17 protein-coding genes are annotated in these 22,493 nt (G+C 43.0%); 8 read left to right on the top strand and 9 right to left on the bottom strand.

Annotated features, from left to right (window positions below; translation table 11 throughout):
* Positions 1-133: 133 nt before the first annotated feature.
* Positions 134-1,324 (top strand): amino acid aminotransferase, encoded by a 1,191-nt coding sequence (locus CAG58_RS10090; RefSeq protein ID WP_004395346.1) that lies wholly within the window; start codon positions 134-136, stop codon positions 1,322-1,324.
* A gap of 101 nt (positions 1,325-1,425) precedes the next feature.
* Here the strand turns inward: CAG58_RS10090 and CAG58_RS10085 are convergent, their stop codons facing one another.
* A complete protein-coding gene (locus tag CAG58_RS10085) occupies positions 1,426-2,046 on the bottom strand; it encodes a DUF481 domain-containing protein (protein WP_161426505.1) in 621 nt (206 codons plus the stop codon).
* 227 nt (positions 2,047-2,273) lie between these two features.
* Between CAG58_RS10085 and CAG58_RS10080 the strand changes: the two genes are divergently transcribed.
* On the top strand, positions 2,274-4,163 hold the full coding sequence (locus CAG58_RS10080) for a DUF294 nucleotidyltransferase-like domain-containing protein (RefSeq protein ID WP_158138402.1): 1,890 nt from the start codon (positions 2,274-2,276) through the stop codon (positions 4,161-4,163).
* Between the two features lie 7 nt (positions 4,164-4,170).
* Positions 4,171-4,887 carry a 3'-5' exonuclease gene (locus tag CAG58_RS10075; RefSeq protein WP_154168299.1) on the top strand — a complete coding sequence of 239 codons (717 nt, stop codon included), beginning with the start codon at positions 4,171-4,173 and terminating at the stop codon, positions 4,885-4,887.
* Between the two features lie 128 nt (positions 4,888-5,015).
* Here CAG58_RS10075 and CAG58_RS10070 read toward each other — a convergent pair whose 3' ends face one another.
* Positions 5,016-6,899 carry a methyl-accepting chemotaxis protein gene (locus CAG58_RS10070; protein ID WP_161426506.1) on the bottom strand — a complete coding sequence of 628 codons (1,884 nt, stop codon included), beginning with the start codon at positions 6,897-6,899 and terminating at the stop codon, positions 5,016-5,018.
* A 224-nt stretch (positions 6,900-7,123) separates the two neighbouring features.
* Complete coding sequence (locus CAG58_RS10065; RefSeq protein WP_004395350.1) at positions 7,124-8,698, bottom strand: BCCT family transporter; 1,575 nt, start codon at positions 8,696-8,698, stop codon at positions 7,124-7,126.
* Between the two features lie 629 nt (positions 8,699-9,327).
* Between CAG58_RS10065 and CAG58_RS10060 the strand changes: the two genes are divergently transcribed.
* Entirely contained in the window at positions 9,328-9,804 is a 477-nt protein-coding gene (locus tag CAG58_RS10060) for a MarR family winged helix-turn-helix transcriptional regulator (protein ID WP_004395351.1), read from the top strand.
* 69 nt (positions 9,805-9,873) lie between these two features.
* Here the strand turns inward: CAG58_RS10060 and CAG58_RS10055 are convergent, their stop codons facing one another.
* Positions 9,874-10,260 carry a MarR family transcriptional regulator gene (locus CAG58_RS10055; RefSeq protein ID WP_158138399.1) on the bottom strand — a complete coding sequence of 129 codons (387 nt, stop codon included), beginning with the start codon at positions 10,258-10,260 and terminating at the stop codon, positions 9,874-9,876.
* Positions 10,261-10,507: 247 nt separating this feature from the next.
* Between CAG58_RS10055 and CAG58_RS10050 the strand changes: the two genes are divergently transcribed.
* Positions 10,508-11,173, top strand: coding sequence for a DUF2982 domain-containing protein (locus tag CAG58_RS10050; protein ID WP_161425669.1), 666 nt, complete (start codon positions 10,508-10,510; stop codon positions 11,171-11,173).
* A 66-nt stretch (positions 11,174-11,239) separates the two neighbouring features.
* On the opposite strand, the gene CAG58_RS10045 is transcribed toward CAG58_RS10050, so the two are convergent.
* The 5 genes from CAG58_RS10045 to gyrA all read right to left on the bottom strand — a co-directional run bounded on the left by CAG58_RS10045 (position 11,240) and on the right by gyrA (position 18,289).
* Positions 11,240-11,896, bottom strand: a complete 657-nt coding sequence (locus CAG58_RS10045; RefSeq protein WP_161425668.1) for an MBL fold metallo-hydrolase — start codon at positions 11,894-11,896, stop codon at positions 11,240-11,242.
* 109 nt (positions 11,897-12,005) lie between these two features.
* Positions 12,006-13,544 carry a L,D-transpeptidase family protein gene (locus CAG58_RS10040; protein ID WP_161425667.1) on the bottom strand — a complete coding sequence of 513 codons (1,539 nt, stop codon included), beginning with the start codon at positions 13,542-13,544 and terminating at the stop codon, positions 12,006-12,008.
* 389 nt (positions 13,545-13,933) lie between these two features.
* Positions 13,934-14,581, bottom strand: coding sequence for a GTP cyclohydrolase II (locus CAG58_RS10035; protein WP_154168307.1), 648 nt, complete (start codon positions 14,579-14,581; stop codon positions 13,934-13,936).
* 479 nt (positions 14,582-15,060) lie between these two features.
* Positions 15,061-15,249 (bottom strand): hypothetical protein, encoded by a 189-nt coding sequence (locus tag CAG58_RS16955; RefSeq protein WP_372436266.1) that lies wholly within the window; start codon positions 15,247-15,249, stop codon positions 15,061-15,063.
* 364 nt (positions 15,250-15,613) lie between these two features.
* On the bottom strand, positions 15,614-18,289 hold the full coding sequence (gene gyrA / locus CAG58_RS10025; RefSeq protein WP_161426333.1) for a DNA topoisomerase (ATP-hydrolyzing) subunit A: 2,676 nt from the start codon (positions 18,287-18,289) through the stop codon (positions 15,614-15,616).
* A gap of 350 nt (positions 18,290-18,639) precedes the next feature.
* Here gyrA and ubiG point away from each other — a divergent pair, with 350 nt between their 5' ends.
* The 3 genes from ubiG to CAG58_RS10010 all read left to right on the top strand — a co-directional run.
* Complete coding sequence (ubiG, locus tag CAG58_RS10020; RefSeq protein ID WP_158138394.1) at positions 18,640-19,347, top strand: bifunctional 2-polyprenyl-6-hydroxyphenol methylase/3-demethylubiquinol 3-O-methyltransferase UbiG; 708 nt, start codon at positions 18,640-18,642, stop codon at positions 19,345-19,347.
* 500 nt (positions 19,348-19,847) lie between these two features.
* Positions 19,848-22,130: a class 1a ribonucleoside-diphosphate reductase subunit alpha gene (gene nrdA, locus CAG58_RS10015; RefSeq protein WP_158138393.1), complete on the top strand. Its 2,283-nt coding sequence runs from the start codon at positions 19,848-19,850 to the stop codon at positions 22,128-22,130.
* Between the two features lie 76 nt (positions 22,131-22,206).
* On the top strand, positions 22,207-22,493 hold a 287-nt coding region (locus CAG58_RS10010), incomplete at its 3' end, for a ribonucleotide-diphosphate reductase subunit beta (RefSeq protein WP_202598261.1).

The raw sequence follows: 22,493 nt of genomic DNA, 5'->3' as shown, positions 1-22,493 counted from the left end.
ATAAATACTGACAATAAATCTTCTCTCCGCACACGACTTGGCGCTATTGGTAAGCCGCCACAGTGAATGCTGCTAGCATCACGGCAAAGTCAAACACGAAGAGTATCACCTTAACTTTACATGGATGGACATTATGTTTGAAAAAGTTGTCGCAGCACCTGCTGACCCTATTCTTGGTTTAACTGAAGAGTTTAAAAGCGATCCTCGGACAGACAAAATCAATTTAGGCGTCGGTATTTATAAAAACGAAGCCGGTCAAACGCCAGTCTTGGCGACCGTCAAAAAAGCCGAAGCTGCGCTGCTTGAATCGGAGAAAACCAAATCTTATTTAACCATTGAAGGCACGGCTGAATATGGCCTAGCGGTACAGAAATTATTGTTTGGTGAGCAAGCCGACATCATTAGTGATCAACGAGCTAAAACCGCTCAAGCGCCTGGTGGTACAGGTGCGCTTCGCGTCGCGGGTGAGTTTATTAAACGTCAACTCGGTGATGTCAAAGTCTGGATCAGTAACCCAACATGGGCCAACCATCATGGTGTATTTGGTGCGGCGGGACTTGAAACTACTGAATACACTTATTACAACGCCGAGAAAAAAGATAAAGATTTCCCAGCGATGCTTGCCGACCTTGAGCAAGCGTCTGCGGGTGATGTGGTTTTACTGCACGGCTGCTGCCATAACCCAACAGGGATTGATCCTACGTTAGAAGAGTGGGAAATTTTGGCTAAATTGGTGGCAGAAAAAGGCTTACTCCCACTGTTTGATTTTGCTTACCAAGGTTTTGCTAAAGGTGTCGAAGAGGATGCCGCTGGGCTGCGTATTTTTGCTCAATACAATCCTGAAATTTTAGTCGCCTCTTCATTTTCAAAAAATTTCGGTTTGTATAACGAGCGCGTCGGTGCGTTTACCTTAGTCGCCGCCTCAGCCGATGTGGCTAATACGGCGTTCTCACAAGTCAAAGCGATTATTCGCTCCATTTACTCGAACCCACCAGCCCATGGTGCCGCCGTAGTCACCTACATACTGCAAAACCCTGCCCTGCGCGCTGAATGGGAAGCAGAAGTCGCCGAGATGCGTGAACGGATTCAAGAAATGCGTGAACTGTTCGTTACTCGTTTACAAGAAATCGGCGTTAATGCAGATTTTAGCTTTATCGAACGCCAAAATGGCATGTTCTCTTTCTCTGGCTTAAATAAGCAGCAGGTTCAGAGACTGAAAGAAGAATTTGGTATTTATATTGTTGGCTCAGGTCGGATCAGTGTTGCTGGGATGACGAAAAACAACATGTCTCCTCTATGTGAAGGGATTAAAGTCGTTTTATAAATGGCTTATCTACCGACAGGTTGAGCAAACACAGCGATGAATATAAAGCCAAGCAGAAACAACCTCTGCTTGGCTTTTGTAATTGATATCGACATATAACGTTAATAATGAATTCGCATCGTTATGCCAACTTCATTGATATTTTGCAATTCACCATCTCGATAAGTGACAAGCCCACCTAACGCTAAGCGCTTACTCAACTGATAATCAGTTCTTAATGTAAACACGTATTCATCTTGCCAGTGATTATAATTTGCTTCGGCAAATAAACTTGCCTCCCAGTCGGGACGAATGAGGTAACGTAGCCCAATATCCGCGCCAAAAACGGAGCGAGTTTCATTATCGACCGTATAATCACTGCTGATCCTTAACATCCCCACTCGGGCATGACTAACCAGATCAAGCTTGTCGATTATTGACCAATGATAGCCAGCCCCAAATCGTAAACGGTATTGTTCGATCGTCTCGTCATCAGGATGATAAAAGCGAGCACTGTAATCGGAGATCAACAATACGCGTCGCTCGGCAAGTTGATGACTCACTCCTATCGACAGTGTTGTCGTATTATCACTTTTTCCAGCAGCGTATAAACCACTCATGGTTCCCGACGTCAGCTCTGCACTAAAAAAATCATACTTCAACCGCTGTTCAGCGTGAGAATTTTCCGCGTGTGCTAGCGGAAAAATCGACATCGCTATTATCAATACACTGGTTTTGTTCATCGCCATACCTATTTTCTTTGTCTGGTCTTAGAATAACGGATAATCGATAAGAAAAGAGTAAGCGCTGCCTCAAATCTGCGCTGAGCCACAAAATCGTGTAGACTAGATCATTAATTAAAGAGATAGAGACTGCGAATATTGCCGATCTCGTCCTATAAATACTCAAGCATATTGTGATACCAACATGGTCCAGATTAAGGATTATTTTTGGCTAAAGGAGTCCATTGATGGAAGCAGAATTAATCGAAATTAAAAACTTTCTTGCCCAATACCCGCCTTTTAATGAGCTTCCTGAATCAGCGCTTAATGAAGCCGTTCACCAAGTAGAGATTGCTTATTATCGCCAAGACACCCCAATCATTCACGCTGGCGACCATATTCAAGATTTATATATTGTCCGCAGTGGTGTAGTCGAAATTTATCGTCGTAAAGGGGAATTATATAACCGACTCTCCGAAGGTGGCTTATTTGGACAAATGGGGTTGCTCACCAATAATAAAGTGCGTTTTCCCGTTACCGCGATTGAAGACACACTCATTTATTGCATGCCGGAAGCTATATTTCAAAAGTTATACGATGAATACGATACCTTTGCGGATTATGTTGAAGTTCAAGATAATGCACGCTTACGACAAACCGTATCTAATACCCAAGAACAAAATGATTTAACGACCTCTAAAGTCAAACATTTGCTGACTCGTGAGGCCCCTTTCGTCTATAACGATGCCAGCATTCAGCAAGCTGCCATCAAAATGTCAGAAGAGAACGTCTCTTCGTTACTGATCATCGATCCCAGCATTATGAAAGACAACGAAGACGACAGCAGTCCAGTCGTTGGCATCCTTACTGATCGCGATCTTTGTCGAAGAGTGATTGCCACCGGATTAGACTTCAGCCACTCAGTGACAGAAGTCATGACTAGCGAAGTAATCGCCTTGGATCATAATGCTTATGTCTATGAAGCTATGCTATTCATGTTACGTTACAACGTGCATCATCTACCGGTACTAAAAGAAAATAATCCGATCGGTATCGTCGATATTACCGATATCGTTCGTCATGAATCCCACAACTCATTGTTATTAGTCAGTACGATTTTCCATCAAAATAGCATTGACGATTTAGCGAATTTAGCCAAACAGGTCAAACATGCTTTCGTGCGCCTCGTTAATGAAGACGCGAACTCACATATGGTCGGCACAGCCATGTCAACGATTGGTCGTAGCTTCAAGCAACGACTATTAGAGCTGGCTGAAGAGAAGTTTGGCCCTCCGCCCGTCCCCTACTGCTTTTTAGCACTGGGGTCAATGGGACGCGATGAACAACTGATTGTCACTGATCAAGACAATGCTCTGCTGCTGGATGACAGTTATGATGAAGCCTTGCACGGCCAATATTTTGCCGACTTAGCTCAGTTTGTCTGTGATGGGCTCGATCAATGCGGTTATACCTATTGTACTGGCGAGATCATGGCGACCAACCCGATGTGGCGAATGACTCGTCAACAATGGGAAGCCTGTTTTGCCGATTGGATTGATAATCCCAACCCGAAAGCTTTACTGAATGCCTCAATTTTCTTTGACTTAGATGGGGTTTATGGCCGTCTGAAATGGGCAGAGCAACTGAATGGCTTTATTGTCCGCCGCGCCAGACGTAATAACCGCTTTTTAGCGTGCTTGGCCCGCAATGCCTTAAACCGTACTCCACCGCTCGGTTTTTTCAAAAACTTCGTCATGGAAAAAGATGGCCGCCACAATAACTCAATGAATTTAAAACGTCGCGGTACCGCTCCATTGGCGGATTTAATTCGCGTTCATGCTCTGGCAGTCGGCTCTCGAGCGAAAAACTCGTTCGAACGACTCGATGATGTCATCGATGCGGGCATCTTACCCAAAGGACGAGGGCAAGATCTGCGAGATGCCTTAGAGTTTATTTCGATGGTACGTATTCGCCATCAAGCTCTGGATGTAGAAAATAATAATGAACCCGATAACAACATTGAGCCAGAAAATCTCTCTGAATTTGAACGACGTAATTTAAAAGATGCCTTTCAAATTTTGAGTAACGGACAAAACTTCCTTAAATATCGTTATCAAGCAAGCAGCAATTTTAAATAAGGTGAGCATGAAAGGACTATTTCAAGCGCCAAGTATCAATTGGCCTTATAAATATCGAGCGAAACAAAAGCTTGCCCAATCCCCTTTGCTGCAACGTTTTTATCAAGCGGAACTGGCTGATGGCAATTCGCCGTTAGGTGAGATTGAGTTTGTCGCAATGGATTTTGAAACCACCGGGCTTGATGAAAATAAAGATGAAATTATCACCATCGGCTTAGTACCCTTCACTTTACAGCGCGTCTATCTTAAGCGAGCGCAGCACTGGATCGTTCGTCCTCGACAAAAATTAGACGAGGGTTCGGTGATCATTCATGGCATCACGCACAGTGACATTATGCACGCCCCTGATTTAAGTGAGGTGTTCGAAGCGTTATTAACCGCACTGGAAGGGAAAATCGTTGTGGCTCACTACCATAAAATTGAGCGTGAGTTTTTGGATCAAGCCTTTAAACGGCGAATAAATGAAGGCATTGAGTTTCCAATTATCGATACCATGCAACTCGAAGCGGAGATTCAAAAACGCCTCACCGCAGGGATTTGGAATAAACTGCGCGGTAAGAAACCGCAATCACTGCGTTTAGGGCAAGCCCGACAACGCTATGGTTTACCGGCTTATAATCCTCATCACGCCCTAACGGACGCGATTGCTACAGCAGAACTGATGCAGGCACAAATCGCCCACCATTATTCACCAGATGATCGGCTTAAACGTTTTTGGTTATAGCTTTTCACTGAAGTCGTTATCACTAGTCTCAAGGATCAACATAGGGAGCTTTCGCTCCCTATTATTTATCATAAACAAACTATTGCGAATAACTTAAGTTTATCAGCTCATCTGTTATCAATTAAAACTTATAACTTAAAGCGACGGATCTCTTGGTCAAGCTGATAAGAAAGTTGTGATAGCTCCGCCGCTTGAGCTGCAGCTTCATGGGCTTCTTCAGCGAGATCGTTCGAGACATCGCGAATGCCTACCGTGTTGCGCGTAATCTCAGAGGTGACGGATGCCTGCTCTTCAGCGGCTGAGGCAATCTGAGTTGCCATATCACTGATACGCTCAACCGCATGATGAATTTGCATTAAGCTCGCTGCTGCAGAGTGCGCATCATCAACACTCGTATCGGCTAGCATTCGGCTATCATTCATGATCCCGACCGCTTTGCCTGTCGTGCCTTGCAACATTTCAATCATGGTTTGAATTTCTTTGGTTGAGGCGTGAGTACGTTGACTCAGTACCCGCACTTCATCCGCAACCACCGCAAAGCCGCGACCTTGTTCTCCAGCACGAGCCGCTTCGATCGCCGCATTCAATGCCAATAGATTGGTCTGTTCTGCAATGCCTTGAATGGTTGAAAGAATAGTACTGATCTGATTACCATGCTCTTCCAGCTCTTGAATAACGCCTGTTGCTACCTGCACTTCTTTCGCTAAAGAAAGAATAGAGTTCTGCGTTTGCGATACTTGCTTAGAGCCATCGACACAAGCGGTTACCGCCTCGGATGAGTTTTGCGCAGTATGCTCAGAGTTGTTAGCAATCTCCTGGGTCGCAGCGGCCATTTCATTGATCGCTGTGGCGACCATATTGATTTCATCTTGCTGCATGCGAATACGTGCACTACGTTCTTCAGCATGCGCGGCGGTCATATGCGATTGTGATGAAAGCGATGCCGAAACCTCACTCAATTTACTGACCATGGTATGCATATTGCCAACAAAAATATTGAAATTATTCGCTAATTGCCCCACTTCATCGTCACTACGTGGCTCTAAGCGTTGCGTTAAATCACCATCTCCGGTTGCGATTTCTTCTAATGCTTTAGAAACTCGTAATAAATCTCTGAATAAAAAGCTGACTAACCAAGAGACGATCAACACCACAATCAAGGTGATGAAAATCGCTGTGATCAACAAGCCGGTGAGCAATTGAGTATGTGCTGCGAATTCGGTATTTTTATCCATCTGCACAGCAAATACCCATGGCGTATCCGCGACTCTATCGAAGTAAAACAAGCTCTCTTGACCGTTATGGTTCAGTGCCATTAGCTGACGGCTATTGGCGGCTTGCTGAATAGCATTCATGGTTAATGCGCTATCGAGCGAACTGACAGGCTTTAAAAGCAATCGTTTGTCTGGATGTGCCAGAAAATAGCCGTCTTGGGTATCAATCAGCATCGTGTAAGCATTATCACCCGCGTCGATACTCAACACATCACTGATTAATTGATCAATCAATACATCAGCACCGACCACACCACGTAACTGACCATTGTGACGAATAGGCTCGGCAATAGTCACTAATAAAGCATTAGTGATCGCATCTTGATATGCCGTGGTAATAATTTGCTTACCCGCATTCGCGGCATCGCGATACCAAAGACGAGTACGAGGGTCATAATCAGCTCGGTTGCGCTCTGGATGGGAGCGATACATTTCACCGTTAACAGTACCAAAGAAAATATCGTCAAATCCGCCAGCTTTACGCGCCTGTTGTAAAAAAGGCACCACATCAGGTTGTACGGTATAGTCATTAAAGGCGGTAGAAATATCTTTTCGGATCGAAATCCAATCAGAAATACCTTTCGATGCCGTTTCAGAAATGGCTTGTGCACGGGCAAGTACACCACGACTGGTTTGTTGTTTGAGTTGATCGGCTGACAACCAAGTTAATGCGGCCGCCATCACGACGACCGCTGACAGGCTGGTGCCAATAAGCTTTTGTTTTAGGGTTAATTTCATAGTGAATTATCGCTGATAAAAGGAACAGTTGGGCGGCAAATAATAGCGAGGTTTATAAGCGTTTGCACGCATTATGTAAAAATAAACACCGTTGCAATAACTATCTGCTTTTAATCACATTACCGTCAAATTAGTGACAAATGTCATCATTCCAACATTATTCGTCTATCAACAAAAAAAGCTGGCTCAGCCAGCTTTTTTAAACCTCTATGTATCCACTTGACTTACTTTTTCAGCTCTGTACGCATGCCCATCACCAAACTAACGCACATCAGTAATAAGACAAAAGTAAAGGGTAAAGCCGTCGAAATCGCACCAGCTTGCAAAGCTTGAACGGCCTGCGCACCACCGATCCACAGTAAGGCTATGGCAATCGCCCCTTCCATGATTGCCCAGAAAATTCGCTGTAACACTGGCGCATCCATTTTACCGCCAGACGTAATGCTATCAATAACCAATGAACCAGAATCAGATGAAGTAATGAAAAACACCAACACTAACACTACCGCGATAATCGAGAGTAAAGTCCCCAGTGGTAATACATCAAACATTTGGAACATGGCTAATGACACATCCGTTAAACCTTTTTGACCTAATTCGCCAACACCGCCTATCACCTGCTCAATCGCTAATCCACCAAATACAGACATCCAGATCACAGTGACGGCTGTTGGAATCAGTAACACTGCGGTAATAAACTCACGAACCGTCCGCCCCTTTGATACCCGAGCAATAAACATACCGACAAATGGTGACCATGAGATCCACCATGCCCAATAGAAAACGGTCCAACCTTGGAACCACGCTTCATCTTCACGTCCATGAGGGTTACTTAATGGAATGATATTTTCAATGTACGACATCAATGTGGTTGGAATCGACGCAAAAGTGACCGCATAACCAATCAGAGCAACTAACGCGACAAGTAATAAGGCTACAATCATGTTGATATTAGAGATCACTTTGACCCCGCCATCAATTCCACGAATGACCGAAATCGTCGCTAATGCGGTTACCACTAGGATAACAATGATTTGTAATCCTATTCCTGCATCAAGACCAAACACGTGATGAATACCACTTGCGGCTTGTTGAGCCCCTAAACCTAGCGAAGTAGCAAGGCCAAATAACGTCGCTAATACCGCTAAAATATCAACCAGATGCCCTGGCCATCCCCACGTTTTATCACCGAGAATAGGATAAAAAATAGAACGAATAGATAAAGGCAACCCTTTGTTATAACAGAAAAATGCCAGCGATAAGGCAACAACAGCATAAATCGCCCAAGGATGGAGTCCCCAATGATACATGGTCGCGCCTAAAGCTAATCTTGCCGCTTCTGGTGTACCGGCCTCTACACCTAATGGTGTTTCATACCATCCCGTAAAATAAGCAACTGGTTCCGCGACACTCCAAAACATCAAACCAATACCCATGCCGGCGGCAAAGAGCATCGATAACCATGAGATCACCGAGTAATCAGCCACCGCATCTTTACCACCCAAGCGAATTTTACCAAATGGCGATACAATCAAAGCCAAACAAAAAATCACAAAAAGGTTACCCGACCAAATGAATAACCAATCAAATGAGCCAATAATTTTCCATTTAACCCCGTCTAGTGCATTCTTAGCGGTATCAGCATCCACCAACAGAGTGGCGAGTAAAAATAAACCAATTAATCCCGCACTGATGCCAAATACAGGGTTATGAACATCAAACCCCCACTTCTGCACATTATCCTGACCGACTGTATAGTCGGTACTGTCAATGCTGTACTTGTCTATTCCTTTTGTCATTGATCTTCTCTTTTTGGTAACGACAGACAAAATTCAGTAACCATGACAACGAAATAAATTCACAGACTTACCATTAAAATATATTTCGTACTCATAACTAAAGAATTCATTTAAGGGGCGATATATTACAGAAAATTAGATTAAAATCCACAAAACAAAGTTATTCAGGATAAAAATCGACCATTTTATAGTAAATTATCGCTAAAAGTTACAAGCCACCACCAAAATTTAGTTTGAGCTCGAACATTTAATGGGCATTGGTTTACTGGTGAGTAATGTGTGCTATTCACGAAATCGTTCACTCAAATACCTATTGTATCCATGGCATTTCAATCCATCGTTTCGAGACTTGTGAGATTTTGGAGGTATCCTCGCCTGCCCAAATACTAGCGATTACAGTTAGGCAGCAGGTGAGTGATAAATTTGCTCAGCGAGAGGCAGAGCTTGACTAAGCAATCCGCAGATAAATCTTCCTCATCAGTATAGAGAAAGGACCGGATTGGCGATGGACGAACGTTACTCACACTACGGTAGCTTGCAGTAGGAAGACGATTTCTCTACTTTTCAATTATCCCCAACTAAGGTATGGTCCGATCCAATTGGTCTCTTGTTTGTTGTAGGTAAATATTGTGGAAAAACACGAAGAGGTGTTGGTTGCGATTCGTCAAATTATCCGAGCCATCGATTTGCATTCAAAAAAATTAAGCAAATACGCAGGGTTGACGGGACCGCAGTTGATTTTGATGCGTTCAATTGAAGAGTTGGGGGAAGTTACCATTCGTCAATTGTCAAAACATACTAACATGAGTCAAGCAACAGCCACGACCATCCTAGACCGCTTAGAGCGGAATCAATACGTACAACGTGTTAGAAGTAGCACCGATAAACGTAAAGTCCATGCCCATTTAACAGAAACTGGCCGAGAACTCTTGGCTCGCGCACCACAGCCGCTACAAGACAGTTTTGTGGAACAATTTCAGCATTTGGCCGATTGGGAGCAAAGTTTATTACTCTCATCGGTTCAACGTTTATCTGCAATGATGAATGCAGAAAAGATGGATGTCGCACCGATGCTGGAAATTGGCAGCATCACCAAAATTGAGTAAGTTTGACAATCAGTACCGTTCTACAACTGCCGCCTGAGTGACAAGAGCAGTTGTAGAATCTTTAATTATTTACAGCGCTTTATAAATAACCTTGTTGCCCGCCTGGGACTCTCTGGTAATTAATTCAACTTCAAGTAGTTTCTTTAATGCCCCTGTCGCCCAAGATGCCGCTTTACTCTCTTCTTGTCCTGCCGCCAAACCAATCCCTTTAGGATTAATACCTTCCGCATTCGCGACAACAATATCAAATACTTGTTGCTGCTTAGGGGTTAACACGATCTCTGCACGTGTTGTTGGTGAAACGGGTTCACTTGATGGGTGTGCCGTTTTCTTTGCAACGACAGGATTAACGGCTACAGGCTTGGCTGTTTTTGGTGCTGAGGTAATGTTTGCTACCATCGCTATGATGCGTTTTTGCAGTTTTGCCTGCACTTTACGCTTATGAGCAAGTCTCATCGAGTATCTCTCCATTTCACTGCACAAGATGCAGTGGTGAAAATTTGAAGCGCGTTTTATAGCAAAATTCATCGACCTTTTGTAGGGTATCGCTCAAGTTCAGACGACAAAAACGAGATTTAAACCATAAGCGACTAGAATTTAAACAGTAAATCATTATTTGCTGTTTACGATTTCAGTGAGGATCAGTGATCATTGTCAACGAACATTGAGTATTAATCATAAAGTATTTGCATGCGAGATCGGTATGCCAACAATCCACTTATCTAATTATCAATTTGATCGACATTCACCTTACGTCAAAATCGGTTTATTGATCGTGTTGTTGATCATTACTGCTTTGATTCGCTTATCGAACAGTTGGCAACAAGCGTTAGTTTCGGTGATGTGTGTGTTGATTTTATGTGGTGTTGGTTATTGGCTAGCACGTAAAAGTTGGGTTGGTTTTACTCTCACCGCCAGTCACTTACAGCAATATTTTTACTATGGTGGATGGGTAGTGAAATGGCAAAATATCAGTCAAATTGGAATATGCACCCATCAACAAGAGGGTTGGCATCAGCCGCTGCCATGGATAGGTGTTCGTTTAAAAAATTATAGCCCTTTTTTAGACGGGATTTGCCCAAGAATTGCTCGAGAAATGTTATTTAACCAACGAGCTTTACTGTATTTAGGCATGAAGCAGCATGATAAAAGCCTGCTTTTTGAAGACATCGTATTAGACTCTACCCCCTATACGGATCCACAAGGCAAAGTATACACTGGCCTAATGGCGATGCTCGCTAACCGTATGCAGCATCAACGTAATTTTTATGGCTTTGATGTCTTCATCTCGGAGAATGATCTTGACCGTTCTGCTGATGAATTTATTGGGCTGGCTCGACGCTATCTCGCCGCAGCCAAGCCAGAATAAGAGAAGTTTGGTTTATAGGCCACCGAACCTTCCCTACTTGTCATAGTAAACGTAATATCTATTCTGCTAGTAAAGCGACATTTCATCGGCTACAAAGGGATTACTCGCACGTTCACGACCAAACGTTGACGTCGGTCCGTGGCCAGGAATAAACGTCACGTGATTACCCAATGGCCACAATTTGTTCTTAATAGAATCAATTAAGGTGTTGAAATCGCCCTGTGGGAAATCCGTCCGTCCAATACTGCCATTGAAAAGCACATCGCCTACAAACGCTAAGCTGGCTTCTTCACTAAATAAAACCACATGACCTGGGGTATGGCCTGGCGTATGCAAGACAGCAAGTGTCTGGTTGCCAAACGTGACGGTATCACCTTCATCTAACCATTGATGAGGCTCAAAGGCTTCTGTCAGCGGAAAACCAAACATTTGACTCTGCCCTTCTAAGCCCTGCAACCAAAAGTTATCGGCTTTATGAGGACCAATAATGTCAACATTGCCCAACAATGCAGCGAGAGGCTGTGTTCCACCGACATGATCCAAATGACCATGAGTCAGAACCAGTTTAACTACCTGAATACCTAGTTGATCAATCAACATTTTCAGTTGTTTTACATCACCACCGGGATCAACAACGATACCTTGCATGGTTTCATCGCACCATACAATCGAACAATTTTGCGCAAACGGAGTAACGGGGACAATTTGATACTTCAAAGACATGAGAAAACCTGAACAACCAGCAAAAAATTATCACCAACTATGACATTCTCACTACGTTTTGACAAGTCGCGCTCGCGACTCACATCACTTGACGTGATAAGGAGAGTCGCTATTGAGTCACTAGCTTATCGAGACGATAGATATCTTCTCTAAAATGCAATTGTCCTGCGTCATACCATGCTGTTTGATAAATGATCTGCACTGGTATGCGCTGTCTTAATGGGATTGCTTGGTTCACTGAGCTACTTTGCGGAGCAAATTGTTGAGAGTCTAACCCCTGTTTAGTTAACAACATATTGGCAAATTGATCGGCATGTTCAACCCGAATACACCCCGAGCTAAACGCTCTTGAGTCACGCTCAAATAAGTATTTACTTGGAGTATCATGCAAAAAGATCGCTCGGCGATTCGGGGTGTTAAATTTATATAATCCCAGAGCATTATGATAGCCCGCTCTTTGACGCATACGATAGGGAAATGCCTCTAATGAGATATTTTCCCAATCTATCGATGTCGGATCTAGAGTCTGCGTCGCTCCCCAACGCGGTAGAATCTCTAGATTCTGACGATCTAAATAACGAAGGTCTCGCTTCGCCATCGGTAAAATATCTTCCACCATGATTTTATAGGGAACATTCCAAGTGGGATTAACAATTAAAGAATCCAAACGAGTCGTCATGACTGGCGTCGGTCGTGAAATGCGTCCGACCACCACCTTTGATTGAAAGACGTTTTCCCCCGCATGCCAATATTTCAATTCAAAGCTCGGTACATTAACCACAATGGATGTGTTACTGGTTGGCCATAAACGCATTCGCTCAGCATTCAAGGCAATCAGACCCAAACGTTCTTCAACGGAGAGATTAAGCCATTTTAATGTCTGCGGACCAATCACACCGTCAGCGGTTAGTCCATGTAACTGCTGAAAATGCTTTATGGGTTCGATTAATGAATTATCGTACCAAGAGACATCATCACGAATCACTGTGACATCAATATTGACCAGAGCTAAACGCTGGATCAAGGTAGGACGGTCGTCCAACTTATCGCCCGGCCGTTTCAAACCCGCTTGTCGATAAAGCGGTAATGGTGTCGCTTTGAGCGCAGATAAAAAACCGTGAGCATAAACCAATTGATGATAAGCGGGATCTTGTGGTGCATGCTGCAACACTAAATCAGCCATCGCTGGCGTGCCAGCGGCAACAGACAGAGCTAACCGTGAAGATGCACTCGGCAAAGGCAAAACGTGGTTAAGTTTACCGTTAAAAAACCAATCAATCCCTTGTTGAGGGGCCAATTGAGCATAACTAAGATAGCCGATAATGGTGTCTGTCGCTAAAACATCATATTGAACCCATGCTTGTTGTTCACTCAAGGCTCGTAATTGCTTATAGCGTTTTGAAAATAACGGACTAATATTCGCCTGATGGATCAGCGCAAGTTGCTGCTCAAAATAGACTCGACTCAACTCATCTCGCCAAATTAATTGATACTGATTACGCTGATAGAGTTTCTCGACTTGTTGAGGATAATGTAACGCATACTCACTTTGTCCTTTGAGATCAGAAAGTTGAACCACTGGCGTATTGGCAAAAAGTGGCAAACTAATCCAAAGCAAAACAATCGCCATCAATGAGTAACGCTTCATATTTTTAGTGCTCCCTTGGCTAACCGGTAGCATTGGTTAATTTAGGATAGGTGGGCATAGACGATACCCATCACTAAACCGTCCAACCGATGTTGGAGTAAGTATGGCAAATATTCCCCGCTTTACCCACTCTTTATCCAAATTGATCTCGACGGCTAAGCCAAACGTTTATCGGCTGCTCTTGAGCAAGTAGCGCGTTATCTTGATAGGCTATCGATAGGAAAAATCTGCAACGTACAAACGACAAACCCCATCATTTCTTGATTTGAAATGATGGGGTTTGGGTATAAAATTTTAATGAGCAGTCATAGAAAATATCACGTAGATGACGCCGATGGAGAAACACACATCGATATCGCAGAGACTTCTACACTGAAAAAGATAACCGCTTATAACTTCAAATGATGTTTACCATGTGAGACTTTCGCTTTTAAATAGTCTTCATTACCATTTTTAATGTGTGCAGCTGTATTAACGACACTGATAATTTCAATACCGTGCTCTTGTAATTCTCTTATTTTCTTAGGGTTATTCGTTACTAAACGAATTTTAGTCACCCCAAGTGCTTTTAGCATTTGCGCAGCTTCGGTAAAATCGCGCAAATCATCACCAAAGCCAAGATGATTATTGGCTTGATATGTATCCATGCCTTGGCTTTGTAAGCGATAAGCATCAATCTTATTATACAAACCGATTCCACGACCTTCTTGACGCAAATAGAGAATGATACCGCCATATTCGCCCATCTTAGTAATGGTCTCTTCAAGTTGCTCCCCACAGTCACACCTTGAAGAATGGAAAACATCGCCAGTTAGACACTCAGAATGCATTCTAACTAATGGAATAGGTTGTGTTTTATCTGCCGCTTGAAAGATAACGGCTACGTGTTCTTTATCCGATTGTAAACCTCGGAATGAAAGAATCTCAGCATCAATATTACTTTTCAAGCCAACTTTAAAGTCGACTCTGGCTCTCACTTCCGCCATATCTTTACTCACTTGAATTCGTTCTGACTGCACGCTAGTTATGGTATGCATAAGGTTACTCTTATCTGATGATTTTTACTATGGAGACTAATACCCCATTTTTCAACGAAAAGATCACAATAAGCTCAAATTGTTATATTATAACAATTCATTAAGATCGCAACAAAAGAGTGAAGAGCTTATACCCAAACGACTTAAAGTTGTAGGTAGGCGGCAAGTGAGTGAATCCCCATGAGCATAGGCAAACGATGTGATTGGGATGAACGAACGTAGCTAACACCGCTGCAGCTTCAAGTCGGAAGGGGATAGATAGTGAGGCTTGTGGCCAACATTGCAGCATAAAGAATATGCGAACCTATCCAGACTAGACTGACGTCAATCAAGCAGAAAAAGTGTGACACTTAAGTCGTAAGAAAAGATGATCAAAAAAAAGAATAGCTAAATAATAAAATAGATAGACGATGCTCTGTTCAATCAAAAATGATGATATCATCGAGATCCATTCATTAGTCGATGTTACCATTTTTGAATTAATGACTTTGCGAGCGCTTCCAAACCGCTAATTCAACCCAAATTTGCTCTAGCTCTTTTAATTCTTCTTCAGTTAACAACGATAAGGTCGTGGTTTGCTGAGGCAAAGCATAAGACTGAAACGCGCTAATTTGCGCATAAAAATCTTTTTTTAATTGCGAGATTATGGCGTAGTCCACGGCGAATATCCTATGGTGGTTTGATTATAATTTACTCTAAAAATAATATCACTTCCTGTTAATATCTAGCAAGAATATTTTAGAATTGCAATAATAATCACACTATTTATTTATATGAGCTAATAGAGGGATTGAACCTTAGACAATCATAAATACATTGGCTATATAATAAAAGGGATCATCGAGAGTGAGTGAAGAGTAAAATCATGATATGGAATGATCACTCAATTATATCGATCGTTCTTAACGATCCTATTATGATCTTAATATCTGCACTTCTTTTAACCATAAAAAAGACCGAGTATTTAATCTCGGTCTTTTATTCGTAATATTCACCAGTTCTTATTTATTAAAGCGGTGTGAGTATGACAACTTATTCAGTAGGATCCGTATTTACATCCGTTGAATCGGTATCGATCACCGTTGACGTTGACTCCACCGATGACTGATCTTCAGAAGAAACATCATCATCTTGTGGCAAATCCGCCTCATCAAGCTCTTCAATACGTTGCAGACCAACCACTTTCTCACCTTCTGAAGTACGGATAAGCGTGACACCTTGGGTATTACGCCCTACCTGACTCACTTCAGAAACACGAGTGCGAACCAAAGTTGCTGCATTGGTAATCATCATAAATTCATCGCCTTCATCGGCTTGCACCGCTCCGACAACTTTACCATTACGTTCTGAAACTTTGATTGACACAACGCCCTGTGTCGCACGGCTCTTCGCTGGGTATTCAGAAAGCTGAGTTCGTTTACCGTAACCATTTTCGGTCACCGTTAAAATGTCACCATCGGTTTTCGGCACAATTAAAGATACGACTTGATCGCCTTTAACCAGCTTCATACCACGAACACCAGAAGCGGTACGTCCCATTGGTCGAACCCCACCTTTCACATTACCTTCATCATCAACAATCGGTTTTTCGTTAAAACGAACCACCTTGCCTGATTTTGAGAACAACATGATATCGCTTTCACCATCGGTAATTTCAACCCCGATCAACGAATCATCATCACGTAAGTTAACAGCGATCAAACCATTAGCGCGAACATTAGAGAATTGATCAAGTGAGGTCTTCTTAACCGTACCATCACCGGTTGCCATAAAGATAAATTTATCTTCACTGAATTCCGTTACCGGTAAAATAGCGGTGATACGCTCGTTTTCTTCAAGTGGCAGTAAGTTAACAATCGGCTTACCACGTGCGGTGCGGCTAGCCAATGGTAATTGATACACTTTCAAACGGTAGGTCTTACCACGAGTTGAGAAACATAAGATATTATCGTGTGTATTGGCTACCAATAAACGCTCAATATAATCTTCATCTTTCATTCGAGTCGCACTCTTACCTTTACCACCACGACGCTGCGCTTCGTAATCGGTCAATACCTGATACTTAACATAGCCTTCGTGTGACAAAGTAACGACAACATCTTCACGAGCAATCAGCTCTTCCATATCGATATCGTGGCTAGCGGCAGTAATTTCGGTACGACGTGCATCACCAAAATTATCACGAGCCATTTCTAACTCTTCACGGATCACTTCCATCAAGCGTTCTGTATTCGATAAAATATGGATTAGCTCAGCAATTTCATCCAATAATGCTTTGTATTCATCGAGGATTTTGCCGTGTTCTAGACCCGTCAAACGGTGTAGACGCAAGTCAAGAATCGCCTGAGCTTGTTGCTCAGTTAAGAAATATTGACCATCACGAATGCCGTATTGCGGCTCTAACCACTCTGGACGCGCAGCATCAGTACCAGCACGCTCAAGCATAGCGGCAACATGGCCTAAATCCCAACCACGAGAAACAAGACCCATTTTGGCTTCAGCCGGTGTCGGGGCTTTACGAATCAGATCGATGATCTCATCGATATTGGCCAACGCGAGTGATAAACCTTCAAGAATATGGGCTCTTTCACGCGCTTTACGTAATTCAAAAATGGTGCGGCGAGTGACAACTTCACGGCGGTGGTTAACAAAACACTTCAACATCTCTTTTAAGTTGAACAGTTTTGGTTGACCGTTATCAAGTGCCACCATGTTAATGCCGAACGTCGTTTGCAGTTGAGTATTGGCATAAAGATTATTTAATACCACTTCCGCCACAGCATCGCGACGACACTCAATTACAATGCGCATACCGTCTTTATCAGACTCATCACGTAATGCGCTAATCCCTTCGACTTTTTTCTCTTTTACTAAATCGGCAATTTTCTCAATCAAGCGCGCTTTATTCACTTGATAAGGAATTTCACTAACGATGATCGTCTCTTTGCCATTTTTCTCGGTTTCAATTTCCGCTTTTGAACGCATGTAGACTTTGCCGCGCCCCGTTTTATAGGCGTCAACAATGCCCTTACGACCACTGATCAGAGCAGCAGTTGGGAAATCTGGACCTGGGATATACTCCATCAGCTCATCAATAGTAATATCTTCATTACTAATGTAAGCCAAACAGCCATTGATCACTTCAGTCAAGTTATGAGGCGGGATATTGGTTGCCATACCGACCGCAATACCAGACGAGCCATTCACCAATAAATTAGGAATTTTTGTCGGCATGACAGCAGGAATTTGCTCTGTACCATCATAGTTAGGTACAAAATCAACCGTTTCTTTATCTAAATCGGCCAAAAGCTCGTGAGCAATTTTCGACATCCGAACTTCGGTATATCGCATCGCTGCCGCTGAGTCACCGTCAATCGAACCAAAGTTACCTTGGCCATCGACCAACATATAACGCAGAGAAAAAGGTTGCGCCATACGTACAATTGTATCGTAAACCGCACTATCACCATGTGGGTGATATTTACCAATGACGTCCCCTACTACACGAGCCGATTTTTTGTAGGGTTTATTCCAATCGTTACCCAAGACACTCATCGCGAACAACACGCGACGATGCACTGGTTTTAGACCATCACGCACATCTGGAAGAGCACGACCAACGATGACTGACATCGCATAGTCTAAGTATGAACTTCGTAGCTCATCTTCAATGTTTACGGGTGTGATCTCTTTAGCTAGATCGCTCATAGAGCCATTATCCCTCTATAGTTTGATCGGATTATTCAAACCACACTCAGTTTTGCTCGACAACGAGCCTTGGTTTAACTGTTTTGTTGGCCGAATAATATTGATACTTATAAGGTTGAAAAATATAACACAAGTTGACCCATTTCGGCATCACTTTCCCTGCCCTTTTATCAGGTTGTGACCGTGGTTAAGTATCAACTGCCGAGAAATCACACATTCGTCTTATATCTAACTGATAAGTGGTTACTTTTCCATCAACTCTCTTTGGGTTAAAGATAACGGCTGGTGTGTATTGCTCAGCGGGTTATAATGAGCGCTTATTCGTGTGGAAAACATAGGCAATCAGAAGTATGACCAAAGCACAAAATGTCGATCCAAATGAAATTCAAAAATTTGCCGATATGGCATCACGTTGGTGGGATTTAAACGGCGAATTTAAACCATTGCATCAAATTAATCCGCTACGTCTTAATTACGTGCTGGATAATGCTAATGGTTTATTTGATAAAACCGTACTGGATGTTGGCTGTGGCGGGGGGATCTTAGCCGAAAGTATGGCTCGAGAAGGCGCAATCGTGACTGGCCTTGATATGGGCAAAGAACCATTGGAAGTGGCTCGCTTACACGCGCTTGAAACAGGCACAACGCTGACTTATCTACAAAGTACCGTCGAAGATCACGCCCAGCAATATCCGCATCATTATGATGTGGTCACCTGTATGGAAATGCTCGAACACGTACCCGATCCTCTCTCCGTGGTCAAAGCCTGTGCTCGTTTGGTGAAACCCGGCGGCCATGTGTTTTTTTCTACCTTAAACCGCAATATTAAATCTTATCTATTTGCGATTGTCGGTGCTGAGCAACTGCTCAAGATTGTGCCGAAAGGAACCCATGACCACAGCAAGTTCATTCGCCCTTCTGAGCTGTTACGTATGATTGATCAAACTGCGTTACAAGAACAAGGCATCACTGGTTTGCATTACAATCCCCTTACTGATCGTTACCGTTTGGGAAAGAATGTGGATGTGAATTACATCATTCATACCCGAGTGCTCTAAAATAACCGCTCTCTTTGCTCATCGATAGCAAAGAGCGTTGGCAACCATAAGTAGAACGAACAACGGGTCTTGGGCATCATGACCAGCACATTTATCGTGTCAATTGGTGCTTGACAAGACCTTAGTAAACCTTTGACTCGGGTCTCAATCTTTACTGAAAAAATTACTGAAAGATCAAGTCATTTTTTTTTAAGCTTGGTTAGTAAAAAAGCAATCTGCAAAGGCAGATTTTTTACCATTAAATCTACCCTTTGATTGTCGGTAAGTAGCTACTAACTGAATTTTTTTATTTCTCAGGTTATCCACAATATGTGCAAGTTCTGTAACTTGCATTCATGACCAGATAGCACTATCTTGTAACCCGAACACTGATACACCCCTATATATAGTGTTTCTCACCACTGGCTGTAGGGCGATTTTTATCACAAAGCCAACGTTTGATTTACAATAATTACACCAAAACATGGCTTTTATCAGTTTTGTTAGGGAAATAAAGCAGAATGAACCAACAACTTACTGTCACCAAGCGTGATGGCCGCAAAGAAAATATCGATTTAGATAAAATTCATCGCGTAATCGAATGGGCCGCTGAAGGTCTGGATAACGTCTCCGTTTCACAAGTAGAACTGCGCGCTCACATCCAGTTTTATGACGGGATCACCACCTCTGATATCCATGAAACGATCATCAAGTCTTCCGCTGATTTGATTTCTGAAGAGACACCAGATTACCAATATCTTGCAGCAAGGCTCGCGGTATTCCATCTACGCAAAAAAGCCTATGGTCAATATGAGCCACCCGCACTCTATGATCACGTTTCTGCAATGGTCGCAAAAGGTAAGTATGATAGTCACTTACTTGAAGATTATAGCGCCGAAGAATTTGCGATGATGGATACGTTTATTGATCATCGACGCGATTTAGATTTTTCTTACGCCGCCGTCAAACAGCTGGAAGGCAAATACTTCGTACAGAACCGAGTCACTGGACAAATTTACGAAAGTGCACAATTTTTGTATCTGTTAGTGGCCGCTTGTTTATTCGCCAAGTATCCCAAAGCAACACGTCTTGATTTTGTTAAACGTTTTTACGATGCGACGTCGACCTTTAAAATATCACTCCCGACACCGATTATGTCAGGTGTGCGCACCCCTACGCGTCAGTTCAGCTCGTGCGTGTTGATTGAATGTGGTGATAGCTTAGACTCGATTAATGCAACGGCAAGCTCGATTGTCCGTTACGTCTCACAACGAGCAGGGATCGGCATTAATGCTGGACGCATTCGCGCATTAGGCTCTGAAATTCGTGGCGGTGAAGCATTCCATACGGGTTGTATTCCATTTTACAAGTATTTCCAAACGGCGGTGAAATGCTGCTCACAAGGTGGCGTTCGTGGCGGTGCAGCAACGGTATTCTATCCTTTGTGGCACGGTGAAGCAGAATCCTTATTGGTTCTGAAAAATAACCGTGGTGTCGAGGAAAACCGTGTTCGTCATATGGACTATGGAGTTCAGCTCAATAAACTGATGTACAGACGCTTAGTAGAAGGCGGCAATATTACCCTCTTTTCACCGTCTGATGTCCCTGGCTTATATGACGCTTTCTTCCAAGATCAAGATGAATTTGAACGTCTGTACGTTAACTATGAAAATGACCCTAGTATCAAAAAACGTACCGTCAAAGCGTTAGAGATCTTCTCGCTGTTAATGCAAGAGCGTGCCTCAACAGGTCGGATCTACATTCAAAACGTTGACCACTGCAATACTCACAGTCCATTTGATGCCAGCGTCGCACCAGTACGTCAATCGAATCTGTGTTTAGAGATTGCTCTACCTACCAAACCACTGACGAATGTCGAAGACGATAGCGGTGAGATTGCACTCTGTACCCTGTCTGCCTTTAACTTAGGTGCAATAGAAAAACTCGATGATTTCGAAGAGTTAGCTGAATTGGTGGTGCGTGCATTAGATGCTCTACTCGATTATCAGGATTACCCTCTTCCAGCGGCTCGTAAGTCAACCATGAACCGCCGTACGTTAGGCGTAGGTGTTATCAACTACGCTTACTACTTGGCAAAACACGGTGTGAAATATTCCGATGGCAGCGCGAACGGATTAACGCATCGTACCTTTGAAGCGATGCAATATTATCTGCTTAAAGCCTCGGTGTTGTTAGCGAAGGAGCAAGGCCGTTGCCCTGCATTTAACGAGACTAACTACGCTAAAGGTCTGCTACCGATCGACACGTACAAAAAAGATCTTGATGCATTATGTGATGAACCATTGCATTACGATTGGGATAGCTTACGTACTGAGATCATGGAGTTTGGTTTACGTAACTCAACGTTGACCGCTTTAATGCCGTCTGAAACGTCATCGCAAATTTCTAACGCGACCAATGGTATTGAACCACCACGTGGCTATGTATCGGTCAAAGCGTCTAAAGATGGCATTCTTAAGCAAGTCGTTCCTGAGTTCATCAAGCTTAAAGAAAATTACGAGTTGTTATGGAATATTGGCTCTAATGATGGTTACCTGCATTTAGTCGGTATTATGCAGAAGTTCGTTGATCAAGCGATTTCAGCGAACACCAATTATGATCCAAGCCAGTACGATTCTGGTAAAGTTCCGATGAAAAAACTGCTCCAAGATCTGCTCACTGCGTATAAGTATGGCGTAAAAACGCTTTACTATCATAACACGCGTGATGGCGCTAAAGATGATCAAAAAGATGCTGTGCAAGCACAAGATGATGACTGCGCTGGCGGCGGATGTAAGATCTAAGCAACTTTTTTGAATGTTATTCACTGATAATTTGTATGCCCCTTGCAGAGTAAGGGGCTAAACGGATGAAACCACTATGGCTTACAGCACTTTTACTCAGAAAAAAAATGACCAACTGAAAGAACCTATGTTTCTTGGTCAACCAGTCAACGTTGCTCGTTATGACCAGCAAAAATATGAAATTTTCGAAAAACTGATCGAAAAACAATTAAGCTTTTTCTGGCGACCAGAAGAAGTCGATGTATCGAGCGACCGAATCGACTATGGTAAATTACCTGATCATGAAAAGCATATTTTTATCTCTAATTTAAAATATCAAACTCTGCTCGATTCTATTCAAGGACGCAGCCCGAACGTTGCGCT

Source organism: Vibrio sp. V31_P5A7T61 (assembly GCF_009904895.1).
Taxonomy (GTDB): domain Bacteria; phylum Pseudomonadota; class Gammaproteobacteria; order Enterobacterales; family Vibrionaceae; genus Vibrio; species Vibrio metschnikovii.
Note: the sequence above shows the minus strand (reverse complement) of the source record. Positions and strands in the feature narration are given on the sequence as shown.